Origin of the sequence: Halodesulfovibrio sp. (genome assembly GCF_015482765.1) — a bacterium.
Taxonomy (GTDB): Bacteria; Desulfobacterota; Desulfovibrionia; order Desulfovibrionales; family Desulfovibrionaceae; genus Halodesulfovibrio.
The window spans coordinates 1-20,442 of record NZ_JADMLB010000070.1 but is presented as its reverse complement, the minus strand read 5'-3'; the positions used below and the strand labels follow the sequence as shown (position 1 = coordinate 20,442).

The following is a 20,442-nucleotide window of genomic DNA, read 5'->3' as shown; positions in this document are numbered from 1 at the left end:
CAATTTGCAATAGTGTGCATAGAATTGTTGTGCCAAAAAAATAGCAAAATTGACGTTGTACTGATTATACGAGGGGTTCAGCCTGCGAACTTATAACATGAGTAATTGTAAAAGCAGTTTACAAGAAGGGGTAGGCTCGGTACGTATTACATAGAAGGATGTAAAACTGTACGGTTTATACAGTTTTGCAATGCTTTGTTGTAAGATAGAGGCGTGGTTGCAGCAAAGCATAAAAAAATAAAGGGACTCAATGGTGAGTCCCCTTATTTTTTGCCTAGTTACCGAGATCGACATCCATAAATTTGACAAGCTCAAAGAGTTTCTTTTGCTGTGTCGAGATAATATGGAACAGCGAGTTTTGCGGAACAAGAATGTACGGAACGTCTTCTTGCCGCCTGAACAAAAAGTGTGACAGAATCATTCTGTTGATTGCCTGATGTCCCACAATAAGCACTCGTTCTGCATTACCAGAGAGGAAGAGAGCTTTTTTCAAACCTTTGTCCACTCGTTCTTTCAGGGTAATGTATCCTTCCCCTTTCGGGTACACATATCCGTACTTGTCATAAGAGCGGTCACGGGCAATTTCCGGATACTGCTCTTTAATCTCAGAGTATTGTAAGTTTTCACAAATCCCTGCATCAATTTCATCAAATTCAGGAAGCGGAATAACAGTGCAGTTCGGCATGTGGTCAACCACATACTGAGCTGTCTGTCTTGAGCGGCGTTTTTTACTTGTGAATATGTAGTTGATTTCTTGTCCCTTAAAATATTCACCAAGACAACTTGCCTGTTTGTGCCCGAGTTCAGTCAGGGACGAGTCGCCGCCGATTCTGTCCATCACATTGTATTCTGTTTGCCCGTGTCGTGCGAGGTACAGGTTACGTACCCAGTCTGAAACAAGAATGTCTCTGATGTTCGGATAAAACGGAACATCACTCGGTACGTTTTCATTCAGAATAAGATTGTGCAGGGAGTCGACCATTACCCACATCTTTTCATCAAGAAGCGGTGAGTAAATTTGTTCGTAATATTTGATGCGTTCTTTAAAACTCATGCACGCTTGTTCTTCTGTCAGCTGCGTAAATTCAGGAAGCTTTGTTTTTCTCAGAATGGAAGCTTCAACCAGCTCTTCGTCGTTATTGATGCATTCAATCCAGAGGATAGGATAAATCGCCATGCGTTCAATCGTTAATCTGCGATGACGACTTACGTTTGTTGCATCAAGAATTGCGACGTTGCCACCGTTCTGGAGAAATTCTGTAGCACGATTCATATTGGTAACGGCAATATCTTCACGCGCAGCTTTTCCCGCCTGATTTGTCGGGCAGTAGAATTGCGGTTCCGAAGATTTTGATCCGAGCTGTTCGCGACGAATATCTCCGTTATTAAAAATTTGTGTGCGGATACCTTCTTTAGAAAGTCCATCAAGAATTTTTGCAGCAACTGTGGTTTTGCCGCGGGCAGGTAATCCTACCATCCCGATATAAAGCTTGTGCATTTTTCCTCCGGCGTGTGCATACCGTCGACTGTGTATCAAAAAAAGATCGAATAATGGTGTAAACTAGGTGATTTTCGTGCGTTATGTGTGAAAATCATGATGTCATGCGCATAAAAAACAACAAAATGCATATAAAAAACAACCGAATTATACATAAAATACAGCCCTATCGGCTAGCAAGAAGACACCTGTCACCATTAATTGATGGAGCAGTTTGTCCCTAACTTCCCAATATGTCCAGCAGATGGGCGCAAAGAAACAGCGTGAAAGCGTACTCCAAAAACAGAAGGTTTCAGGTGTATTTGTTCGTCTTTTTAAGGAGTTATGTCCAACGGCCGAACAATTTTGTCATCTGAGAAAGTCTAATGAACATAGGATGTTGCATCTGCTCTCTTGTCATACGCCATTCCCAGTTTCCACTTGCAGTAGAAGGGGTATTCATTCTGCTGGCGTTGTCGAGACCAAGTACATCTTGAACAGGAAAAATCACTGTGTTTGCAACACTTTGCATTGCAAGTCGTAAGAACGTGATGTGCACGTTATCCAGATCAGTACATTGCCCGACGAATTCGTGAAGATTGTTCCGCCCCTGATCTCCAGCTTCCGTTACATACCAACCCTTTACTGTCGAATTGTCATGCGTACCAGTGTATAAAACCGAGTGTGGTTCATGGTGAAACGGTGTGTCTGGATTCTGTGAAAGATCACCACCAAAACCAAATTGAAGAATTTTCATTCCCGGTAAAGAGAATTTTTGCTTCAGTTCTCGAACATCTGCCGTAATCACCCCAAGATCTTCAGCAATTATCGGAAGCATTCCCAACCTAAGCGTGAACATTCGGAAAAGCTCAATCCCCGGTGCTTCAACCCATTTGCCATTCACAGCCGTTTGTTCTTCAACAGGGATTTCCCAATATCCAGCAAACCCGCGGAAATGATCGAGTCGGATTTTGTCGACCAGATTTATGTTATGTTTCATCCGGCGTACCCACCACGAAAATTTGTCTTCTCGCATTGCATCCCAGTTAAACACAGGGTTTCCCCAGCGTTGCCCAGTTGCGCTAAAGTAATCCGGTGGAACGCCGCCAACATGTGTAGGGTTTCCGTCTGAATCAAGTTTAAATAGATGCGGGGTAGTCCAAACATCTGCACTATGATGAGTGACATAGATAGGAACATCACCGATCAGATTTAATCCATTTTTATTACAATACTCTCGCAATCTTCGCCATTGGGAGAAAAAAAGGAATTGGACAAATTCTTCAAAGATAATTGCGTCCTTATGTTCAGCATCCCACTTCAGGAGCGCTTCTTCCTCCCGATGTTTAAGAGGATCTGGCCATTGGCTCCAAATTTTACCGGGATGTTCATCCATAATTGTTACGAAGCGAGCATAGTCGCGAAGCCAGCTGGCATTGTTTTCTTTGAAGACGGCAAAGCGTGGGCAGGAGCTTAGAGATTTCTTTTTACGTGCGTAAGCAATGCGTAATAAATGTGCTTTGTATATTTCTGTTGCTCCATAATTTACATAGCTTGCGTGTCCTTGTGGAGAATCGCGCACTTCTTCCCATGTAATGATTCCGTCTTCAACCATCATTTCTGGGCTGATGAGCAGAGGATTTCCTGCAAAGGCAGACCAACTGGCGTAAGGTGAATTCCCCATGATCTCTGTGGTAGGTGTTGTTGGAAGAAACTGCCAATAAAGCTGGCCATGGGATCGGAGAAAATCGGCAAAATCATAAGCTGCAGGGCCTAAGTCACCAATACCAAAGCGTGATGGAAGGGAAGTAAGGTGTAAAAGTATTCCGCTGGAGCGAATATTCATAGGAGCCTCCAAAAAAGTTACCTGCCGATGATACCATGGAGGTAAGGATGGAGACTAGCGTGGGAGCTTAATTATACAGAAGCTGGAGAGAGTTCTGTTCCCGCACGGTGTTAACCGGTGCAAGGTCTAGAGCAGAAGAAAGAATGTCCTTAAGTAAGCTCTTTTCTTTCTTAGGGCCTTCTTCAAGAGGAAGCGGAGCTTCAAGTTTGCAGAGTTTTGCAAGTTCCATATAGGCAGTTTCCCTATCGCCAAGAACATCAACTAGTCCAGCTTCAAGGGCTTGCTTACCAGTCATTGCACGACCATCTGCATACGGTAAAATTTGTTCGCGCTTCATATGGCGGCCTTCAACTATAACATCAATAAACTGATTATACATGTCCATGATGATAGCTTGAAGGTAGGCACGCTCTTCTGGCGTCATTGTTTGGAAGGGGCTGCCAGCAGATTTGAGCTTTCCGCTTGTAAGGGAAAGGTAGGAAACGCCGATTTTTTGCATTAACCCTTTAAAGTTAGGTAACTCCATTTTTACACCGATGGAACCGGTGAGGGTTGCCGGATTGGCGACAATTTTGTCTCCGGCTGCTGCAATGTAGTATCCGCCGGAAGCGGCAACGGTTCCCATTGAAATAACAACAGGTTTTACCTCTGCAAGGCGTTTAATTGCAGAGTACATCTCCTGAGAGGCAGCAACGCCACCACCGGGAGAGTTGATGCGAACAACAACACCTTTAATAGAATCATCAGTACGCAGTTTATATGCCCAGTCCGAAACTTTGCGCGAACTGCTGATAAAGCCTTGGATGTTGATAACGCCAAATTTGTCTTGAGAAAAGTAAGAGACAGGTGTGCCGTTTGAAATGCGTAAAGCCGCAGTAGCGCCTGTAAACAGGGCTACTGCGGCAATAATTAGCATTATGCCAAACAGAAACGGATGTCTCTGCGAGAAGTTAGGCTTATTCGCCTGCATCCTCAAGCTGCTTGAAGATGTCGCCGAGGGTCTGCTGACCAGCATCGGAACCGCCGGAACGGAATTCACGAGGCTTTTTGCGATCTTCTTCGTCTTTAAGCTGTTTGATGGAAAGTCCGAGACGACGTTCTTCAGCGCTAACGTGGATAACTTTAGCTTTGATAGTTACGCCTTCTTTGAACATTTCAGAAGGAGATTTCACTTTTTTCTGAGAGATTTCAGAAACGTGAACGAGACCTTCAATGCCTTCTTCTACTTCAACGAAGAGACCGAAGTCGGTGATGTTAGTTACAACACCTTCAACGATGGTACCGTTAGGGTAGTTGGAAGGAACTTTAGACCATGGATCTTCGGAAAGCTGTTTAACACCGAGGGTGAATTTTTCGCTGTCCTGATCAACTGTAAGAACTTTTGCCTGTACAGTGTCGCCAACCTGGAAGAGTTCATTAGGGTGACGGATCTTTTTGGTCCAAGAGATGTCAGAAACGTGAATCAGGCCGTCAATGCCGTCTTCGATACCGATGAACATACCGAACTCAGTGATGTTTTTGATAACACCTTCGAGGATAGTACCTTCAGGGTATTTTTCAGCAACGATTTCCCATGGGTTTGGCTTAACTTGCTTCATGCCGAGGGAGATGCGTTTTTTATCTTCGTCTACGCCGAGGATAACAACTTCAACTTCGTCGCCTACGCGTACCATCTGGGATGGGTGACGGAGTTTGCGGGTCCATGACATTTCAGAAATGTGCACGAGACCTTCAACGCCTGGCTCGAGTTCCACGAATGCACCGTAATCAACGAGGTTGGTAACCTTGCCGCTGAGACGCTGGCCTTCAGGGAATTTAGCAGTGATGTCCTGCCAAGGATCTTCAACAAGCTGTTTGAGACCGAGAGATACTTTCTGGTTCTCTTTGTCGAAGCTGAGAATTTTAAGCTCGAGTTCCTGACCGAGCTGTACGAGCTCTTTAGGATGGCGGATACGTTTCCAAGACATATCAGTGATATGCAAGAGACCGTCGAGGCCGCCAAGGTCAACGAATACACCGTATTCGGTGATGTTTTTCGCTTTACCGGTAACGATCTGGCCTTCGTCGAGAGTAAGGAGAAGGTCCTGACGTTTGGAATCGCGTTCTTCTTCAAGAAGTACACGGCGAGAAACGATAACGTTGCTGCGACGACGATTGATCTTCAGTACACGGAATTCAAACTCTTCGTTCACGAGTGCGTCCATGTCTGGCACTGGGCGCAGATCAACGTGGGAGCCAGGAAGGAATGCTTCAATACCACCGAGATCGACTGTGTAGCCACCTTTGATACGACGAACGATGCGGCCAGTAACGACGGAGTTCTTTTCCTGAACTTCTTCGAGCTGGTCGAACATCTGCATGCGTTTTGCTTTTTCAAAGGACAGGGTGATGGTGCCTTCCATTTCGTTCTTACGAACAACGAAAACATCCACCTTGTCCCCTACGCCAACGCTTACTGCGCCGTCTGCATCTGCAAACTCGGAAGCAGGGATCTGACCTTCTGACTTAAAGTTTACGTCAACGAGAACGTAGTCATTGTCCACGCGAACGATTTCGCCCTTAACGATTGAACCTTCATCAAGCTCACCAAAATCTGAGCTAAGGTAATCTTCAAGAGCAGCCTCAAAGCTCATTTCAGCTTCGAGTGAGTTATTTTCCATGGTTTCCATAAAGAATCCTCCAACCAACAAAAAAAATTTTTCCCACTTGGAAAGTGAGATGCGAAGTGTTAGCAAATTACCGTTGTAAACTCAACAGAAAATGCTGTGAATATCAGGATTTTACCCTTAATATGTCGCTGCTTGCCCTGTTTTATGTATGTTTTTCGCATGGTAGAAGAAGTTATATAAAAAAACATACAAAAAAAATACCGCCGCTAATTATGCAAGTGCGACTAAATCATAGTCACGTGTCTCTACAATTTCTGCATCTACCATTGCACCCGGCTCAACGCCCGGTCCACTGACATAGGTAATGCCATCTACTTCCGGTGCCTGGAACCATGTGCGTCCTACATGTAGCCCCGGCCATTCGTCATGCTCATTGTCGACAAGTATCTTCATGCGCTGGCCTTCGTATTGCTCCAGAATATCTTCTGAGATGTCACCTTGGATTTCCATAAGAGCATCACGACGCCACTCTTTTTCAATGTCATCAATTTGGTTGTCCATAGCTGCTGCCGGAGTTCCTTCTTCGGCTTGATACGCAAAGATACCGAGATGATGGAATCTGGTTTCGATGATGAAGTCGCGCAAGTATTCCCATTGTTCTTCAGTTTCACCGGGGTAACCTACAATGATACTGGTGCGTATTGCGGCTTCCGGAAATACATCACGAATCCGGTCAATAACTTCACGCGGATTGCGGGCAAACGGACGTCCCATGCGGGAAAGTACATCAGAATGGGCGTGCTGGATAGGCACATCAAAGTATGGAACAAACGGTTCACCTGCATCACGCAGGTACTTGAGAAACTCTGTGGATAAGCCGGCAGGGTAAAGGTACATGAGACGTAATCTTTCAAGACCGTCCAGCGGTAAAATTTTGTCCAGTAACTCTCTCAGGCCGTGCTTCAGACCTAACTCACGACCATAGGCTGTAACGTCCTGTGCAACGAATATAAGTTCTTTCACCCCCTGTTCAAGGGCGTGTTTAGCATCGCGAACAACTGTTTCCGCAGGAGTGGTGCGAAGGTCGCCGCGGATGGAAGGGATGGTACAGAACGCACATTTGTGGTTACAGCCGTCGCTGATTTTTAAATATGCGTACGAAGGACCTGTGGAAATAAGGCGAAGAGGATCTTTGATGAGCGGAAGCTTCATAGCTTTAGCGATCATCTCAGGCCATTCTTCCATCTGTGTGTTGGTGAGCCATAGATCTACTTCAGGAATTTCTGAAGAAAGGTCGTTTTCTCCGAAGCGACCGACAAGGCAGCCGACAACAGCGATGAGTGGACGTTTCCCTGATGGCAGGCCTTCAATATCAGCCACGGCTTGAAGAATGGTTTGAACAGATTCTTCAATGGCAGGCTGAATAAAGCCGCATGTGTTAATCAGGACTAGGTCTGCATCTTCCGGTGCTTCAACCGGAGTAATCTCTTCGCTTACCGCGCCGAGCAACCATTCGGTATCAACCCTGTTTTTCGGGCAGCCGAGGCTGATGGAATAAATATTAATCATGGGGTGGTTTCCAGTATATATACTATTTTGACTGATGAATCATGTGTTTGCTGCACTGTCATAGGAGAGATCATACGTGGAAAATAAGCAACCATTCCAGAACGGTAAAGAGATTTTCACGACACTCAAGATAGCGACTGTCGGATATCGTAGCATATATCGTGAAATGCTGATGCATCTTTTCTCCATAGATACTCCGGAAGGAGTCGTTCGGATAAAAGTGCGCGCTATCGCGTGTGCGCCTCATGATGAACTACCGGCTTTGACGTGTCTTGATGGCGTAGATTTCTATGACAGTGTTGAGGAGCTATGCGAGAATATAGATGATGTCAACATAGTCTTCGATCTTTCCGAAGAATGTAAATATATAGAGCATCTTAAGCGTTGTGTACCTGCTGCAGTGTCGGTTGTCGGTGGCGAAGCCCTTTTAGTCTTTAAGAAAACGTCTATTGATCCTGATCCAGTGGACCTGAAGGCGTGCAATTTGAATCGAGCCTTAGGACTGTTCAGCACCTTCGTAGATCAGGCAGAGGAAGAATTTTGGCTTCTAGACAGTAATGGTGTTGTGCTTGATGCGAACAGTGCTGTGCTCGATCGACCGCGTGACCTTGAATTTGAGGGCAGGGAAGGGACACTTATTAATAATGTTCTTCCTTACGCAACAAAGCCGGATAATGCTGTTATGCGAGCTGTTGAGACGGCAAAAAGGGCAGATCAGGTTATCACAAAAGTCACCAGCAATGGTGATCTGCAATATTTTGGGTTGTCGGCATACCCCGCAGTAAAGCGTGACGGCACGGTACGTTCGGTGATTCTTACCCGTAAAGATATTACCGAGAACTACTTTATGGTGCGTAAGCTCCAACAGACAGAGAAGCTTGCTGCTATTGGAGAGATGTCCGCATTCGTGGCGCACGAAATTCGTAATCCGCTTTTTGCTATTGGCGGTTTTGCAAGAGCGCTTCTTAGACAAAAAAACTTGAACGAAAAAGATACGAAAAAAGTAAAGATTATTTACAATGAATCTAAAAGATTAGAGAAAATATTAAAGATTATTTTGAATTTCGCTCGTCCTGCGCATGGTGAAGACGGCGAGATAGACGTTAATGAAGTAATTCAAGAAGCATTAGGTTTACTGCGTATGAAATTTGAATCGCAGGGAGGCGTTGTAACGACGAACTTAAAGTCTAATGTTGCAAAGGTGCGGGGAAATCCGGATCAATTAAAACAATGTGTTATCAATGGTATTAAGAATGGTTTTGAAGCCATGCCGAATGGTGGAACAATGCGGATTGAAACGTCTTTAAGTGCAGATAACTGGATTATTATCCGGATAATGGACTCAGGCGAAGGTATTCCGGAAGATTTGTTGGAACATCTTTTTAATCCATTTTTTACCACAAAAAGTGGTGGTTCTGGACTTGGGTTAGCGATGACAAAAAAGATTATTGAAGATATGGGTGGCAAGGTTAAGTTGCGGAGCAAATTGAGCAAAGGAACCATTCTGTCATTTTATCTGCCTCCGTTATCTCTTTCTCAAGCAGTTGTTAAAAAGCATGAGGAGGATGAAGTAAGAGAACGATCAGGAAGCGTTGATTTTCTAGGCTCTCCTTCTGATTTTATTGGTAAGCCATAAGAGACAGAGTGAGAGAGAACGTTTTTTGAACTTGTACTCTAAGTTTTTCTGCTTGATGTCCGGCAGCATAACTTACTAGTGTGTGCGCAGTTAATATAGCGAATTGAAAAATGCACAACTGTTATCTGGCAGAAGTTGTTGTCTGGTCATATATAGCGTCCGCAGGATGCAGGGATGAAATTATGGAAAAAATTATTGTGCTTGCTACTCGTAATGCAGGTAAAATTGCAGAACTTGAAAAAACGTTGAGTGAATATGGTCTTTCTGTCCGCGGGCTGGATGCGTATCCTGAACTTGGAGATATTGTTGAGGATGGCGATACCTTTGAAGCCAACTCGTTGATTAAAGCCCGAACTGTAGCTGAGCACACAGGTCTTGTTGCAGTGGCTGATGATTCCGGCCTTGAAGTTGATGCGTTAGACAAAGCTCCTGGTGTATATTCCGCTCGCTACAGCGATAATACGCCGAATTTGAAAGGCGAAACGCGTGATAAACGCAATAATGAAAAAATGCTTATGGAGCTGGAAGGTATTCCGCATGAAAAACGTACTGCGCGTTTTCGTTGCGTAATGTCTGCATGTGCACCGTCAGGTAAGTGCATTACAGCATCAGGTGCATGGGAAGGTTTTATCGGCACTGAAGAAGTTGGAGATAATGGATTTGGATATGATCCGTTATTTATCGATGCAACCGATGGATCTGTTTCTGCGCTGTTGACCCGAGAAGAAAAGAATAAACGCTCTCATCGAGGAAATGCTTTGGCTGCCTTGCTGACTCAGTGGGATTCTTTTTGGAGTGATGTCGAAAAGTAATTCGTTTTCATAATAGAAATAAAAAAGCGCCCGTTAAATAACGGGCGCTTTTTTTGTAAGAGCTGTTTAAACACATGCAGCAAAGATGATGAAGATACCACATGCGGAAGCGAGAGCAATGGAGAATTTACCGCCGGCGACCTGATATGGTGCCTCAGTGTTAGTTCTTTTGCGTTCGTTACGCAGTTTCCAGCTCATAATGCATGGCAAACAGAGACAGAGAACTGCAAAGCCGATACCTGCATGAGCAAGCGCAGCAATAAAGCTGCCTGGACAGAGGTAAGAAGCAACAATTGGTGGTGCGAATACAACAACGGTTGCGATCAAACGATGAGTCTGAGATTCACCAAGACTCAGTGTTTCAGATGCGAGGTCATATAATGAAAGGGAAACACCGAAGAAGGAGGTTACGAGTGCGAAGGAAGCAAATACAGAAAGAACAGCTTTGATGAAAACGGAACTTTGAGAGATAGCTGCAATCAAGGAGTCAACGTTGCCGTCCATGAGGGCGATCTGAGACATAGGAACACTGCCGAGAGCAAGGAACAGCCACAGTACATAGCAAACGAGAGGGGCAATGGTACCGCCAATGATAGCCCAGTAAAGAATTGTTTTATTACCGTTAACAATCTTACAGGTGCTTGGAATACAGAAATGGTAGCCGTATGCTGCAAAGAGGATAGGCAGGCTTGCCATGAAGTGGTTGTAGTTAGGCGCTACAGCAAGAAGGTTATCAAAATTTACGGTCGAGCTGAGAGAAAAGAAGGCGAACGTCATTGCACAGAGCATAGTGATAAAGAAGACGTTGTTAAAGCGGAGGATGGTTTTTGTTCCGCAAAAAACAATGAAAGCCATGATAAGTGCAAATGCTGCTGAACAGACAGGAGCACCGAATCCGCTGTCTGCAATGTGGAATGTGTTAGCCAGAATACTGCCCATGCCTGTGATGTAAGCAACTAACAGCGCATACAAAAGGAAACCAAGGCTTAATACCGCGACTATTTGCCCCGGCCATCCTAGAACACTTTTAACCATTTTATTAAAATTAAGTCCTGGACCTACCTGCATATCTACCTCAACAAGCAGTAATCCGGAGTAAAGAGCCAGTGCCCACATGAAGACGAGCAGTACACAACTCATAGTGAAGCCAAGATTTCCAACGGCCATGGGGAGACCGAGCATTCCTGCGCCAATAGTTGAGCCTGCAACAATACATCCAGCACTAAAAGCCTTACTAGCCATAAACAGAACCTCCCAGTTTGCTTTGTCCTTAGCGGTTGGTAACCGGTTACTCTCTTGCGAGACAGGACACTATTACAAGGGTGCTTCATGGAAATACAATGGTTGTTGAACAGTAACCAGATGATGAAAGGAAAGGTATGTTCTTTTGTCGCCCTGATGGGGTCTATCTTTTGTTGCCGTCATGCAAGGGGTGAAAGAAATAATCAGCTGATAACGAAGCAAATATCTCTGTCGTTGTCGGCGGCCAAAAAATGGACAAATTTTTTCGAACAAAAGTGAACGATACACTTACAATCAGTATTTCTATTATGTGAAGCACGTCATTACGGTCACGATTTGTCTATCGATCTAATGTAGAATTTTGAAAAAAATTGATTAGTTTTTCAAAATTTTCAGCTTTATTAATAAAAAACGCATTTTTTACGAAGTAAGTGATGTGTAGCACAAAAGGTCTGATTTTTAAGCATACTTTTTTCTTCCTTTTGTAGAGACACAACTATTCACAATTACGTTTTATAAAGTGCTGAGTATATAAATACGGTTGGATATAATGTACCGAACAGGGTGACAAATATGTGTAACAACGTGTTCTGCTTTGGCATATAACAGTGTAGCGCTTTTTTGGTAGAGAATCTGCTCAGCTAGCTGCGTTGTAGGGTGAATAGTGTTTACGTGAAAATGAACTGAACTACATTAAAAGTACATGCTTGAAAGGTAAATTTAGGGATAAAGCCTGACTTTACGGGGTAAGCTTTTATTGGGAAGTGTAAAGAAAGGTATGTGTGGGCAAAAAAGAAAGGTGAACCGGTTATTCGGTTCACCTTTTTTATTGAGTTGTTACTTACGGCAGCAGCGGGGCGAGTTTGAGCCCTTCATCGATATTAATACCGCACATAAGGTTTGCGTTTGCCAAAGCCTGTCCGGAAGCGCCTCGACAAAGGTTGTCGATTGCACTGACGATAATAAGGCGGTTGGTACGCTTATCTACAGCGATACCGATATCGCAGAACATAGTACCCCGGACGTGCTTGGTTTCAGGGAGCTTGCCTTTAGGCAAAACTCGAACCCAAGGATGTGTCCGGTAAGCTTCTTCGTAAATGGCGTGAACGTCATCTAGAGTCATGTCTTTTGAAAGTGTTGTGTAGATCGTAGATAAGATTCCGCGGTTAATCGGCAACAGATGTGTATTGAAAGATACTGTAATATCTTCTTCTGCAATTACAGAAAGTTCCTGTTCGATTTCCGGAGTATGACGGTGCGTTGTCAGCCCATATGCTTTAAAGTTGTCAGCAACTTCACAGAACAAAGTTCCAACGCTGGCTTTACGTCCTGCACCAGTTGTTCCGGATTTGGAGTCAACAACAATACCGCTTGTAAGAATCATATTTTCTTTAAGCGCAGGGTAGAGACCTAAAATTGCTGAAGTCGGGTAGCAGCCCGGGTTTGCAACTAGCTGAGCGTCGGTCACAGCATCGGAATACAGCTCCGGTAATCCGTATACCGCTTGAGAAAGCAAGGCTTCCTGAGTGTGATCGCAAGCATACCAATGTTCATATTCATCTTTGCTTCGCAGGCGGAAGTCAGCAGAAAGGTCAACAACTTTGAGACCCTTTTCTAAAAGAACAGCTGCAATTTCCATTGCAGTACGATGAGGAACTGCAAGAAAAACGAGGTCACACGCTTGTGCAAGATCATCTGCATCCGGCTCAGTTATCGGTAATTCTCCGTTTTCCATGCCCTGCATGAACGGGTAGATTTCGCGTAATTTTTTGCCGGCTTCGGCACGTGAGGTTACACGTACCAGTTCGAAGTGATCGTGAGTTTGCAAAAGGCGCATCAGTTCCATTCCGGTGTATCCGGTAACCCCTACTAAGCCTACTTTAGTCTGTGCCATTTGCATTATACCTTGTGTTGGTTGTTATTTTGTCTTCATTACGTATTTCATACGCAGATCGTAAAGCAGTGTATCGAGCAGCTGCTTTTCGTCATTTTCAAGGCAGGTTTTTGTTTTTTCCTGCAACATTGAAAGGATATCAATGGAATGTTTTGCTGCGAGCAGGTTTTCCATCATTTGTCCGCTTTCTGGATCAGGGACTTCGCCAAGCTGTACAAGTGCAGAAGAGCCAATGGAAAGTATGAATGTGGAAAAAGTTACTTCCGGCATGCCGGTTTGTTCTGTGTTTTGGTCAGCCATGGTGCGCTCCTTTGATATTATTCAGAGGCGTTCAATGTACTATGGTATGCTGTCAGACCCTTCTCAAGGTAGCCTGAAGCTATGGTGCCGCCGCAAGCTTTGCAACCTTCGGCAAACGCATGCAGACCGGCAGCGAGATCTGCCCAATCTACCCAGCCCATATGTCCTATGCGAACAAGACGCCCTTTCATGTGAGCTTGGCCACCGGCAAGGATAACACCGAAGTTGTCCTTGGCATATGCGAGCACTTCACCGGCATTTACGTTTTCAGGAACCAGAACACTTGTGAGACCCCAGGTGAAGTGATCTTTAGCAAGCAGCTCGAGTCCCATGTGAGTAACGGCCGTGCGTGCCATCATGGTCAAAGCCCATTGTTTTTTAAAGACAACATCAAATCCTGTTTCTTCAAACATTGCAAGACTTTCGTTAAGGCCAACAATGAGACTTACCGGCGTGGTGAACAGTGTTTGATCCTGCAAAATTTTTTGTTTTTCAGCGAGGAGATTGAAGTAGAAGCAAGATGGAGTAACTGATTCAGCTTTTTTCCAAGCTTTGTCGCTGCATGCAATGAGACCTAACCCCGGAGGAAGCATTAATCCTTTTTGAGAACCGGTGAGAAGGCAGTCAATCCCCCATTCATCCATAGCACATGGAGAAATTGATACAGCAGAAATACCGTCAACAACCAGAAGTACATCCCGTTTTTTGGTTACGGCTGCAACATCTTCGACAGGATGAAGTACGCCTGTGGAGGTTTCTGAAAGCTGAATGAGAACACCTTTGCAGTCAGGGTGACGATCCAGCATGTTTGCAACAGCATCTGCAGTAACTGCCTGTCCCCAGTCCAAGATGATTTTTTCTACTGCTACGTTACTGGCTTCACAGATTTCTGACCAGCGTTCGCCAAACTTACCTGCTTCAATAACCAGAACTTTTTCACCGGCAGCAAATAGGTTGGTTACTGCTGCTGTCATAACACCAGTGCCGGAACATGCCAGCGGCATAACCGGCTGTGCTGTGCCAAAAAGTTTCTGTAACCGCTGCTGAACCTGCGCCATTATAGCTTTGAACTCAGGCTTGCGGTGATGGATCATGTCTTGCGCTAATGCGAGACGGACACGTTCTGGAACCGGGGTCGGACCCGGTGCTAACAATCTATTTTTGTTAAGCATGATCTTCTCCGCAATGGTAGTAAATGCTGAATGAGATATTCGGGGTTCAATATAAAGGCCGGCACGGACGTTTTTCCTTTGCTCGGCGGGAAGGCAGGGAACAGTCTCCTGCTTTTGAACCAAACTTCATCCTGTTGACTCTACATTGGCAATGAAAAAAATAAAAGCAAGCAAGTGAGGCAAAAAAACAATTTATTATGCACAATGGGAGCAAAATCTTTTTATATAACGTTATGTTGCGTTGACAATCCGAATCTTCGGGCGCATTACTCCAGTAGACAACCTTTTACAGCTGTATGGTCATACAGCGTTGTCTGTGGGATAGTGGCAGTTCGGTCGCAATTTTTAGGGCGTCGAAATTTAAAATTGGAAGTTAGTATGAAACAGAGAAACATGTTTATTTTGGTTTGGATCGTTGCAGCACTGCTGCTTCAGCTTGCTCTTGTAAGTTGTGATTCAGCACCGGAAAAGCCTGCTGAACCCGCAACAACGGCAGCGCCGGCGGAGTCAATTTCTCCTGAGAGCTCTCATCAACAGGATAGTGCCGGTAAGACAGGGACGTCTACTGTCATCGAAAATAAGAGTACACCAGATCAATCTGTTAAAGAGAATAAGCCCGAGGATAGTTCAGCAAAGGATACGAAAACATCCAGCGCTGTTAAAGCAGCTGGAAAAGTAGCTCCGCAATTTTCTGAGCAAGATGTGTATGCACTTGTTGAAAAACAGGTTTTCGCTCCTGAAAAAGCTGAAATGCCAAAAGATCGTACTCCGTTTAAGTATGGTGAACATGATTTGAACGGTGACGGGAAAGCAGAATTGTTTGTTTTGATTCAGGATCCGTACTTTTGCGGTTCTGGAGGATGTACAGCATTTTTGTTTTCAGCTGACGGGAAAAAACTATCTCGTTTTACAGTATCTGAACCACCAGTATTTGTTTTCGAGAAAAAAACAAACGGCTGGAATGACCTGATTATTACCAGTAAAGGTGTTCAGCATGTGATGGTAAATGACGGTAAAAAATATCCGCTGAACCCTTCTGTACAGCCTCAGATATCACGGGATCAGATCGAAAAGACTGCACGTGCTGCTGCTGAAAAAGAAGAAATATACGTTCAGGACGGACATAATCTTCGGATAAGAAGCCTTGATGAATTACCACTTCTTTCACCGTTTGAAGAAGTTCGTTTTGTGTTTGATCATCATGGAGATCCAGATACTGTATACTCCATTGATGTGCGCATAGAAGACGGAAAGGCTGTGGTTATGCCGGATACCACCTTTGATTAGATTGAGAAGGCATAGCTGACGCACCATAAAAGCGTTAATAAAAAAGGCGGAGCAAGTGCTCCGCCTTTTTTATTATATTTATACGCGATGGTTCTTAGCTTTTGAACACGCGGACAGTGTAGCTTTTGAGGTAGTGAGTTTCTGGCATTGCAGGGTGAACAGGATGGTCTGGACCCTGATGACCCTGAATGAGGGTTTGGATGCGTGTTTTGGACTTGGAAGCTGCGTGAAGAAGAACGCGGTTCAAGTCCTGAGCGCTAAGGTGCTGTGAACAGGAACAGCTGGTAACAATACCGCCATCAACCACAAGGTCCATAGCGAGTTTATTGACACGCTGGTATGCTGAGAGTCCCTCTTTAAACGCTTTTTTGCGTTTGATAAATGCTGGCGGATCGACGCAGATGACATCAAACTGTGCGCCAGAATCTTTTAACTCCTGCAATGTATCTAAAGCATCTCCGTAGACGGTATCAACTTTGTCCGGTGAGCCGTTCAGCCCTGCGTTGTGCACAGCAGCTTCAAGAGCTATTTTGGAAGCATCGAGGAACGTAACTTCTTTCGCACCTGCTTTGACTGCGTTACAGCCGAAGCTGCCAGCGTAACAGAACGCATCAAGAACACGTTTGCCGTTACAGAACGATGCAAAGTCACGGCGGTTCGTGCGCTGGTCATAGAACCAGCCCGTCTTTTGACCTTCGATCATCGGAACTTCAAATTTAACGCCATTCTCTTCGATAGCAACTTTAGCAGGGACAGTGCCTACCGCTTGTTCAACATAACGATCCAACCCTTCCAGAGGGCGGTTTGCAGAGTCGTTACGGAAGAGAATTGCTTTAGGGTGCATAATATCGCACAGAACAGATGTAATCTGATCTTTCATTTTTTCCATGCCGGCTGTTGTGAGCTGGGCTACAAGAAGATCATCGTAACGATCGATTACGAGACCCGGCAGGAAGTCACCTTCTGCGAAAACCATACGGTAAAATGGCTTGTCGAACATTGAGTCGCGCAGGGTAAGTGCCTGAGAAATACGTTTGTCGAGCAGTGCTTCAGAAAGTCCTTCATGAGGACGATTGCTGATCATGCGGGCGCAGATAAGAGAATTTGGGTTCACATATGCTGAGCCGATTGGACGTCCCTGAGCGTTTACAACAACAGCGCTTTCACCCGGTTCAAACTCTTTGAGCGGGCTTTTTTTTGTGTCTACTTCGTTGCTGAAAATCCAGAGGTGACCGAGGCGGATACGACGGTCTTCACCTTTTTTGAGAATTAATTGTTTCATCTGTTCTTTTGGTTTCCTGTAAACCATACTGTTAGGCTCGGGTTCGCGATATGCGCCCCGATGTGTGCATTTATGTTTTGGTGACTGAGAGGACGTACATGGAATCTGCATCCCTCAAAGCGCCTTCCAAAAAATCGTTATTATGATTCGTATGACGAAATAAGCTACTTATTATAAAGAAAACGGCTTAGGTACGTTCGGTAACGGTATATAAGGAGAAGCTGACATTATCCTGGCACGTCGTTTTTTAAACGGGCGTTATTGTTACCGTAGGTACGCTCGTTAGTGAGCTTCGTTCCAGCGGTCACCGATTCCAGCATCAACTTTTAGCGGAACGTCCATCATTGTTTTACCGTCAGGCGCTACATTAGACATGATTTCCTGAAGTCGTACAGCGGCAGCTTCTGCGTTTTGAGTAGGTACTTCAAGTACCAGTTCATCGTGAATTTGCAGGATAAGCTGTGCGCCGAGTTCTTTAAGCTTCTCGTCGCGAGCGGTCTTGATCATCGCTATTTTGATAATGTCTGCGGCGCTGCCCTGAATAACAGTGTTAATAGCTTGTCTACGTGCTTGCGATTGCAGCATGTTGTTTCCGGAATTAATTTCCGGAAGGTAACGACGTCTGCTGGCGAGCGTTGCTACATAACCAAGTTTTTTCGTGTCTTCTTCTACTTTGTCATAGAACTCTTTTAAGTGTTGGAGCTTTTCAAAGTAGCGGGCAATAAATTCTTTTGCTTCCTTGAGAGAAATTTGCAGTTCGCCTGCAAGCTTCTGTGGTCCCATGCCGTAGATTAAGCCGAAGTTAATGGTTTTGGCGTCACGTCGTTGGTCTGAAGTCACAGCTTCTACTGACTCATCAAAGAGAAGAGCAGCGGTACTGCTGTGAATATCCCGATCCTGTTTGAACGCTTCAAGTAGTGTTGGATCTTGTGAGCAATGGGCCAAAACACGAAGTTCTACTTGGGAGTAGTCAGCAGAGACCAGTTTCTTCCCTTCTGCGGCAACAAAGCATCCGCGCATACGAGTGCCGAATTCGCCTCGAGCCGGAATATTTTGAAGGTTCGGGTTGCTGGAAGAAAGGCGTCCTGTTGCTGTCGCAAGCTGATTGAATGTGGTATGGATGCGATCTTCTTCATCTGCAAGCTTCGGCAGTGGCTCAAGGTAAGTTGAGCGAAGTTTTTCAAGCTTTCTGTACTCAAGAATGAGATCAATAATTTTGTGTTCACCTGCAAGCTTTTCAAGAACAGCTTGTGAGGTGGAAGCCTGACCACCGCTGGTTTTAGTTTTTGACGCTAAGCCAAGGTCTTCGAACAGGATTTTTCCAAGCTGTTGCGATGAGCGAATATTAAATGGTTTGCCAGCGATTTCGTAAATGGAGCGGGTCAGATTATCAAGATCAGCCTGAACTTCCTTTAAGAAGTCAGCAAAAGCTGATCTGTCGATGCGGATTCCGGCTTCTTCCATGTCAGCAAGTACACCTACCAAAGGAAGTTCGATATCAAGCATGAGAGGGCGCAAGTGTCCGCCGTCAAGGCTTCGCTCGAGTTCTTCAGCAATGGCAAGTGCTAACAGCCCACCGTTCTTACGGGAAATTTCGAGTTCATCAGCTTTGCGGGATAATTTTTTCCATGAATAGTCTCTATCCTCGGGGTTCAGTAAGTATGCCATTAGCCCAAGGTCGAGAAGCTTTTCTGGGGCAATAGAAGCCCATCCGGCATGTTTACGGAAAAGTGCTTTTGCGTCTGGAGTAATTATCTGTTTCGCTACGGTGCAGAACTCTGCAAGCTCATCCATTTTGCCTGCATACAAAAATTCTGTTTGTTCAACAGCCACAAGAACAGAATTGCTTTCTGTTTGTTCTGCAAGAAGAACAGCGACTCGTTTGTCTTTGCAGGATGTAATGCCTGTAACGTCATTGACAGACATAGCAGGGCTTGCATCCGGTTCATCTGGCAGAGTTTTTTCCCCGCCACCAAAGAGACCGAGTTGATCGGTTGCTACTTTTTTCTTTTTTGGAGCAGGTGCTGGAGTGTCTGAATGAGACAGAGCATTTACTTCGCGAACAAGTGCGCGCAGTTCGTACTCTTTGACAAAGTCTAAAACAGTATCGCGCTCGATTTGTTTCAGCTTGAAGCTGTCCAGCTGTTCGTGGTCGCATGTGTCAGTATTGAGGGTCGTTAACTGACGGAACACAAACATATTTTCAAGGTGGTCTGCAAATTTCTTTTGCAGGTTTGGCTTTAATTCTTCAAAGCCGTCTCGAATTTCTTCCAGAGTTTTGAATTGAGCAAAAATTTTATCAGCGGTTTTAGGGCCGATGCCCGGTACGCCGGGAATGTTATCGGAGGAGTCACCGATAATTGCCTGATAATCAGCCCATTGTGCTGGTGTGAGACTAGTTTCTTCTTCAAAGTCAGCAAGACTTGTAAGTTTTTCTTGCTTTGCACCCGGATCCCACATGAAAACATTGGTATCAAGGCACTGTTTTAAATCTTTATCTGCCCCAACAATAATAACAGGATGATCTTTTTTAAGTCTTTTTGCCAACGCGGCAATGCAGTCATCAGCCTCGCAGCCATCAGAAACAATGAGATGAATACCAAGGTGCTGAACCATTTCTTTAATTGGTTCAAGCTGAAGGACCAGGTCTTCTGGTGTAGCAGAGCGGTTAGCTTTGTATTCGCCATAAAGTTCATGGCGGAAATTCTTACCGCGCCCGTCAAGAACAAACGTAATATATTCGGGAGACTCGTCTCGCAGTATTTTCATAAGAATACGGGAAACGATAAACAGTGCGTTTGTTGGAAAACCATCTGCACGTTTAAGGTGCTGCATGGCATAAAAAGCTCTAAATATAAAAGCTGAGCCATCGATAAGGTATACTGGCTTAGATGTAAGACCGAGGCGTTCTTGTAAAGACATATAATATAGATAGGTGTTGGGGGTTGTATTACTGGCGGCATTGCTGTGTAATTAGAAATGGAAGTAAGAGAGTGGCTGCCGCTTCACCTGCATCTGTTAGCGCAAAAAACGAATGATACCTGCTTACCTTGCTCGCTGCAAATACAAAAACTTTGTTCTGCAACGTTAGGCAGAACAAAGGTTAAACGTTTTTTAGTAGCTAACATTTTGCTTTTAAAGGTGTTGTTTGCATTGTGTCGTTTTTTGGAGAAAGAAAACTGAGAAAAAGATAAAAAACTGTTTGACAGTCAGCACTGTTTTCCATAAATACCTCTTCGCACGTGAGGGAACTCACGAAGCACTAAGAAGCGTCCCCATCGTCTAGCCTGGCCCAGGACACCTGCCTTTCACGCAG

The 20,442-nt window shown here is 44.8% G+C and carries 14 protein-coding genes; 3 read left to right on the top strand and 11 right to left on the bottom strand.

Features of this window, described 5'->3' with window-relative positions; all coding sequences use genetic code 11:
• Positions 1 to 274 precede the first annotated feature (274 nt).
• From QZY95_RS13145 to rimO, 5 genes are all read right to left on the bottom strand, one after another.
• Positions 275 to 1,498 (bottom strand): 6-phosphofructo-2-kinase/fructose-2,6-bisphosphatase, encoded by a 1,224-nt coding sequence (locus tag QZY95_RS13145; RefSeq protein WP_290924260.1) that lies wholly within the window; start codon positions 1,496 to 1,498, stop codon positions 275 to 277.
• Positions 1,499 to 1,820: 322 nt separating this feature from the next.
• Positions 1,821 to 3,323, bottom strand: a complete 1,503-nt coding sequence (gene malQ, locus QZY95_RS13140) for a 4-alpha-glucanotransferase (RefSeq protein WP_290924257.1) — start codon at positions 3,321 to 3,323, stop codon at positions 1,821 to 1,823.
• Positions 3,324 to 3,390: 67 nt separating this feature from the next.
• Entirely contained in the window at positions 3,391 to 4,293 is a 903-nt protein-coding gene (gene sppA / locus QZY95_RS13135) for a signal peptide peptidase SppA (protein ID WP_290924256.1), read from the bottom strand.
• Positions 4,280 to 5,992, bottom strand: coding sequence for a 30S ribosomal protein S1 (locus QZY95_RS13130; protein WP_290924253.1), 1,713 nt, complete (start codon positions 5,990 to 5,992; stop codon positions 4,280 to 4,282). Before QZY95_RS13130 ends, sppA begins: the two co-directional genes overlap by 14 nt.
• Before the next feature lie 210 nt (positions 5,993 to 6,202).
• Positions 6,203 to 7,501 carry a 30S ribosomal protein S12 methylthiotransferase RimO gene (rimO, locus tag QZY95_RS13125; RefSeq protein ID WP_290924250.1) on the bottom strand — a complete coding sequence of 433 codons (1,299 nt, stop codon included), beginning with the start codon at positions 7,499 to 7,501 and terminating at the stop codon, positions 6,203 to 6,205.
• Between the two features lie 76 nt (positions 7,502 to 7,577).
• On the opposite strand from rimO, the gene QZY95_RS13120 reads away from it, so the two are divergent.
• Complete coding sequence (locus tag QZY95_RS13120) at positions 7,578 to 9,137, top strand: ATP-binding protein (RefSeq protein ID WP_290924247.1); 1,560 nt, start codon at positions 7,578 to 7,580, stop codon at positions 9,135 to 9,137.
• A gap of 179 nt (positions 9,138 to 9,316) precedes the next feature.
• The gene (gene rdgB / locus QZY95_RS13115) at positions 9,317 to 9,949 is read left to right on the top strand and encodes an RdgB/HAM1 family non-canonical purine NTP pyrophosphatase (RefSeq protein ID WP_290924406.1); all 633 of its coding nucleotides are present in this window, start codon (positions 9,317 to 9,319) and stop codon (positions 9,947 to 9,949) included.
• Positions 9,950 to 10,015: 66 nt separating this feature from the next.
• Here the strand turns inward: rdgB and QZY95_RS13110 are convergent, their stop codons facing one another.
• The 4 genes from QZY95_RS13110 to QZY95_RS13095 form a co-directional block, all read right to left on the bottom strand.
• Positions 10,016 to 11,191 carry an aromatic amino acid transport family protein gene (locus tag QZY95_RS13110; RefSeq protein ID WP_290924245.1) on the bottom strand — a complete coding sequence of 392 codons (1,176 nt, stop codon included), beginning with the start codon at positions 11,189 to 11,191 and terminating at the stop codon, positions 10,016 to 10,018.
• A gap of 841 nt (positions 11,192 to 12,032) precedes the next feature.
• Positions 12,033 to 13,085: an N-acetyl-gamma-glutamyl-phosphate reductase gene (argC, locus tag QZY95_RS13105; RefSeq protein ID WP_290924243.1), complete on the bottom strand. Its 1,053-nt coding sequence runs from the start codon at positions 13,083 to 13,085 to the stop codon at positions 12,033 to 12,035.
• Between the two features lie 24 nt (positions 13,086 to 13,109).
• On the bottom strand, positions 13,110 to 13,385 hold the full coding sequence (locus QZY95_RS13100) for a DUF1844 domain-containing protein (RefSeq protein ID WP_290924241.1): 276 nt from the start codon (positions 13,383 to 13,385) through the stop codon (positions 13,110 to 13,112).
• Between the two features lie 17 nt (positions 13,386 to 13,402).
• Positions 13,403 to 14,557: an alanine--glyoxylate aminotransferase family protein gene (locus QZY95_RS13095; RefSeq protein WP_290924240.1), complete on the bottom strand. Its 1,155-nt coding sequence runs from the start codon at positions 14,555 to 14,557 to the stop codon at positions 13,403 to 13,405.
• A gap of 378 nt (positions 14,558 to 14,935) precedes the next feature.
• Here QZY95_RS13095 and QZY95_RS13090 point away from each other — a divergent pair, with 378 nt between their 5' ends.
• Positions 14,936 to 15,844 (top strand): hypothetical protein, encoded by a 909-nt coding sequence (locus QZY95_RS13090; RefSeq protein ID WP_290924238.1) that lies wholly within the window; start codon positions 14,936 to 14,938, stop codon positions 15,842 to 15,844.
• Positions 15,845 to 15,938: 94 nt separating this feature from the next.
• Here the strand turns inward: QZY95_RS13090 and QZY95_RS13085 are convergent, their stop codons facing one another.
• Together QZY95_RS13085 and polA are read right to left on the bottom strand one after the other, a co-directional pair.
• Complete coding sequence (locus tag QZY95_RS13085) at positions 15,939 to 17,126, bottom strand: class I SAM-dependent rRNA methyltransferase (protein ID WP_290924236.1); 1,188 nt, start codon at positions 17,124 to 17,126, stop codon at positions 15,939 to 15,941.
• 282 nt (positions 17,127 to 17,408) lie between these two features.
• A complete protein-coding gene (gene polA, locus QZY95_RS13080; RefSeq protein WP_290924234.1) occupies positions 17,409 to 20,048 on the bottom strand; it encodes a DNA polymerase I in 2,640 nt (879 codons plus the stop codon).
• Positions 20,049 to 20,442 lie beyond the last annotated feature (394 nt).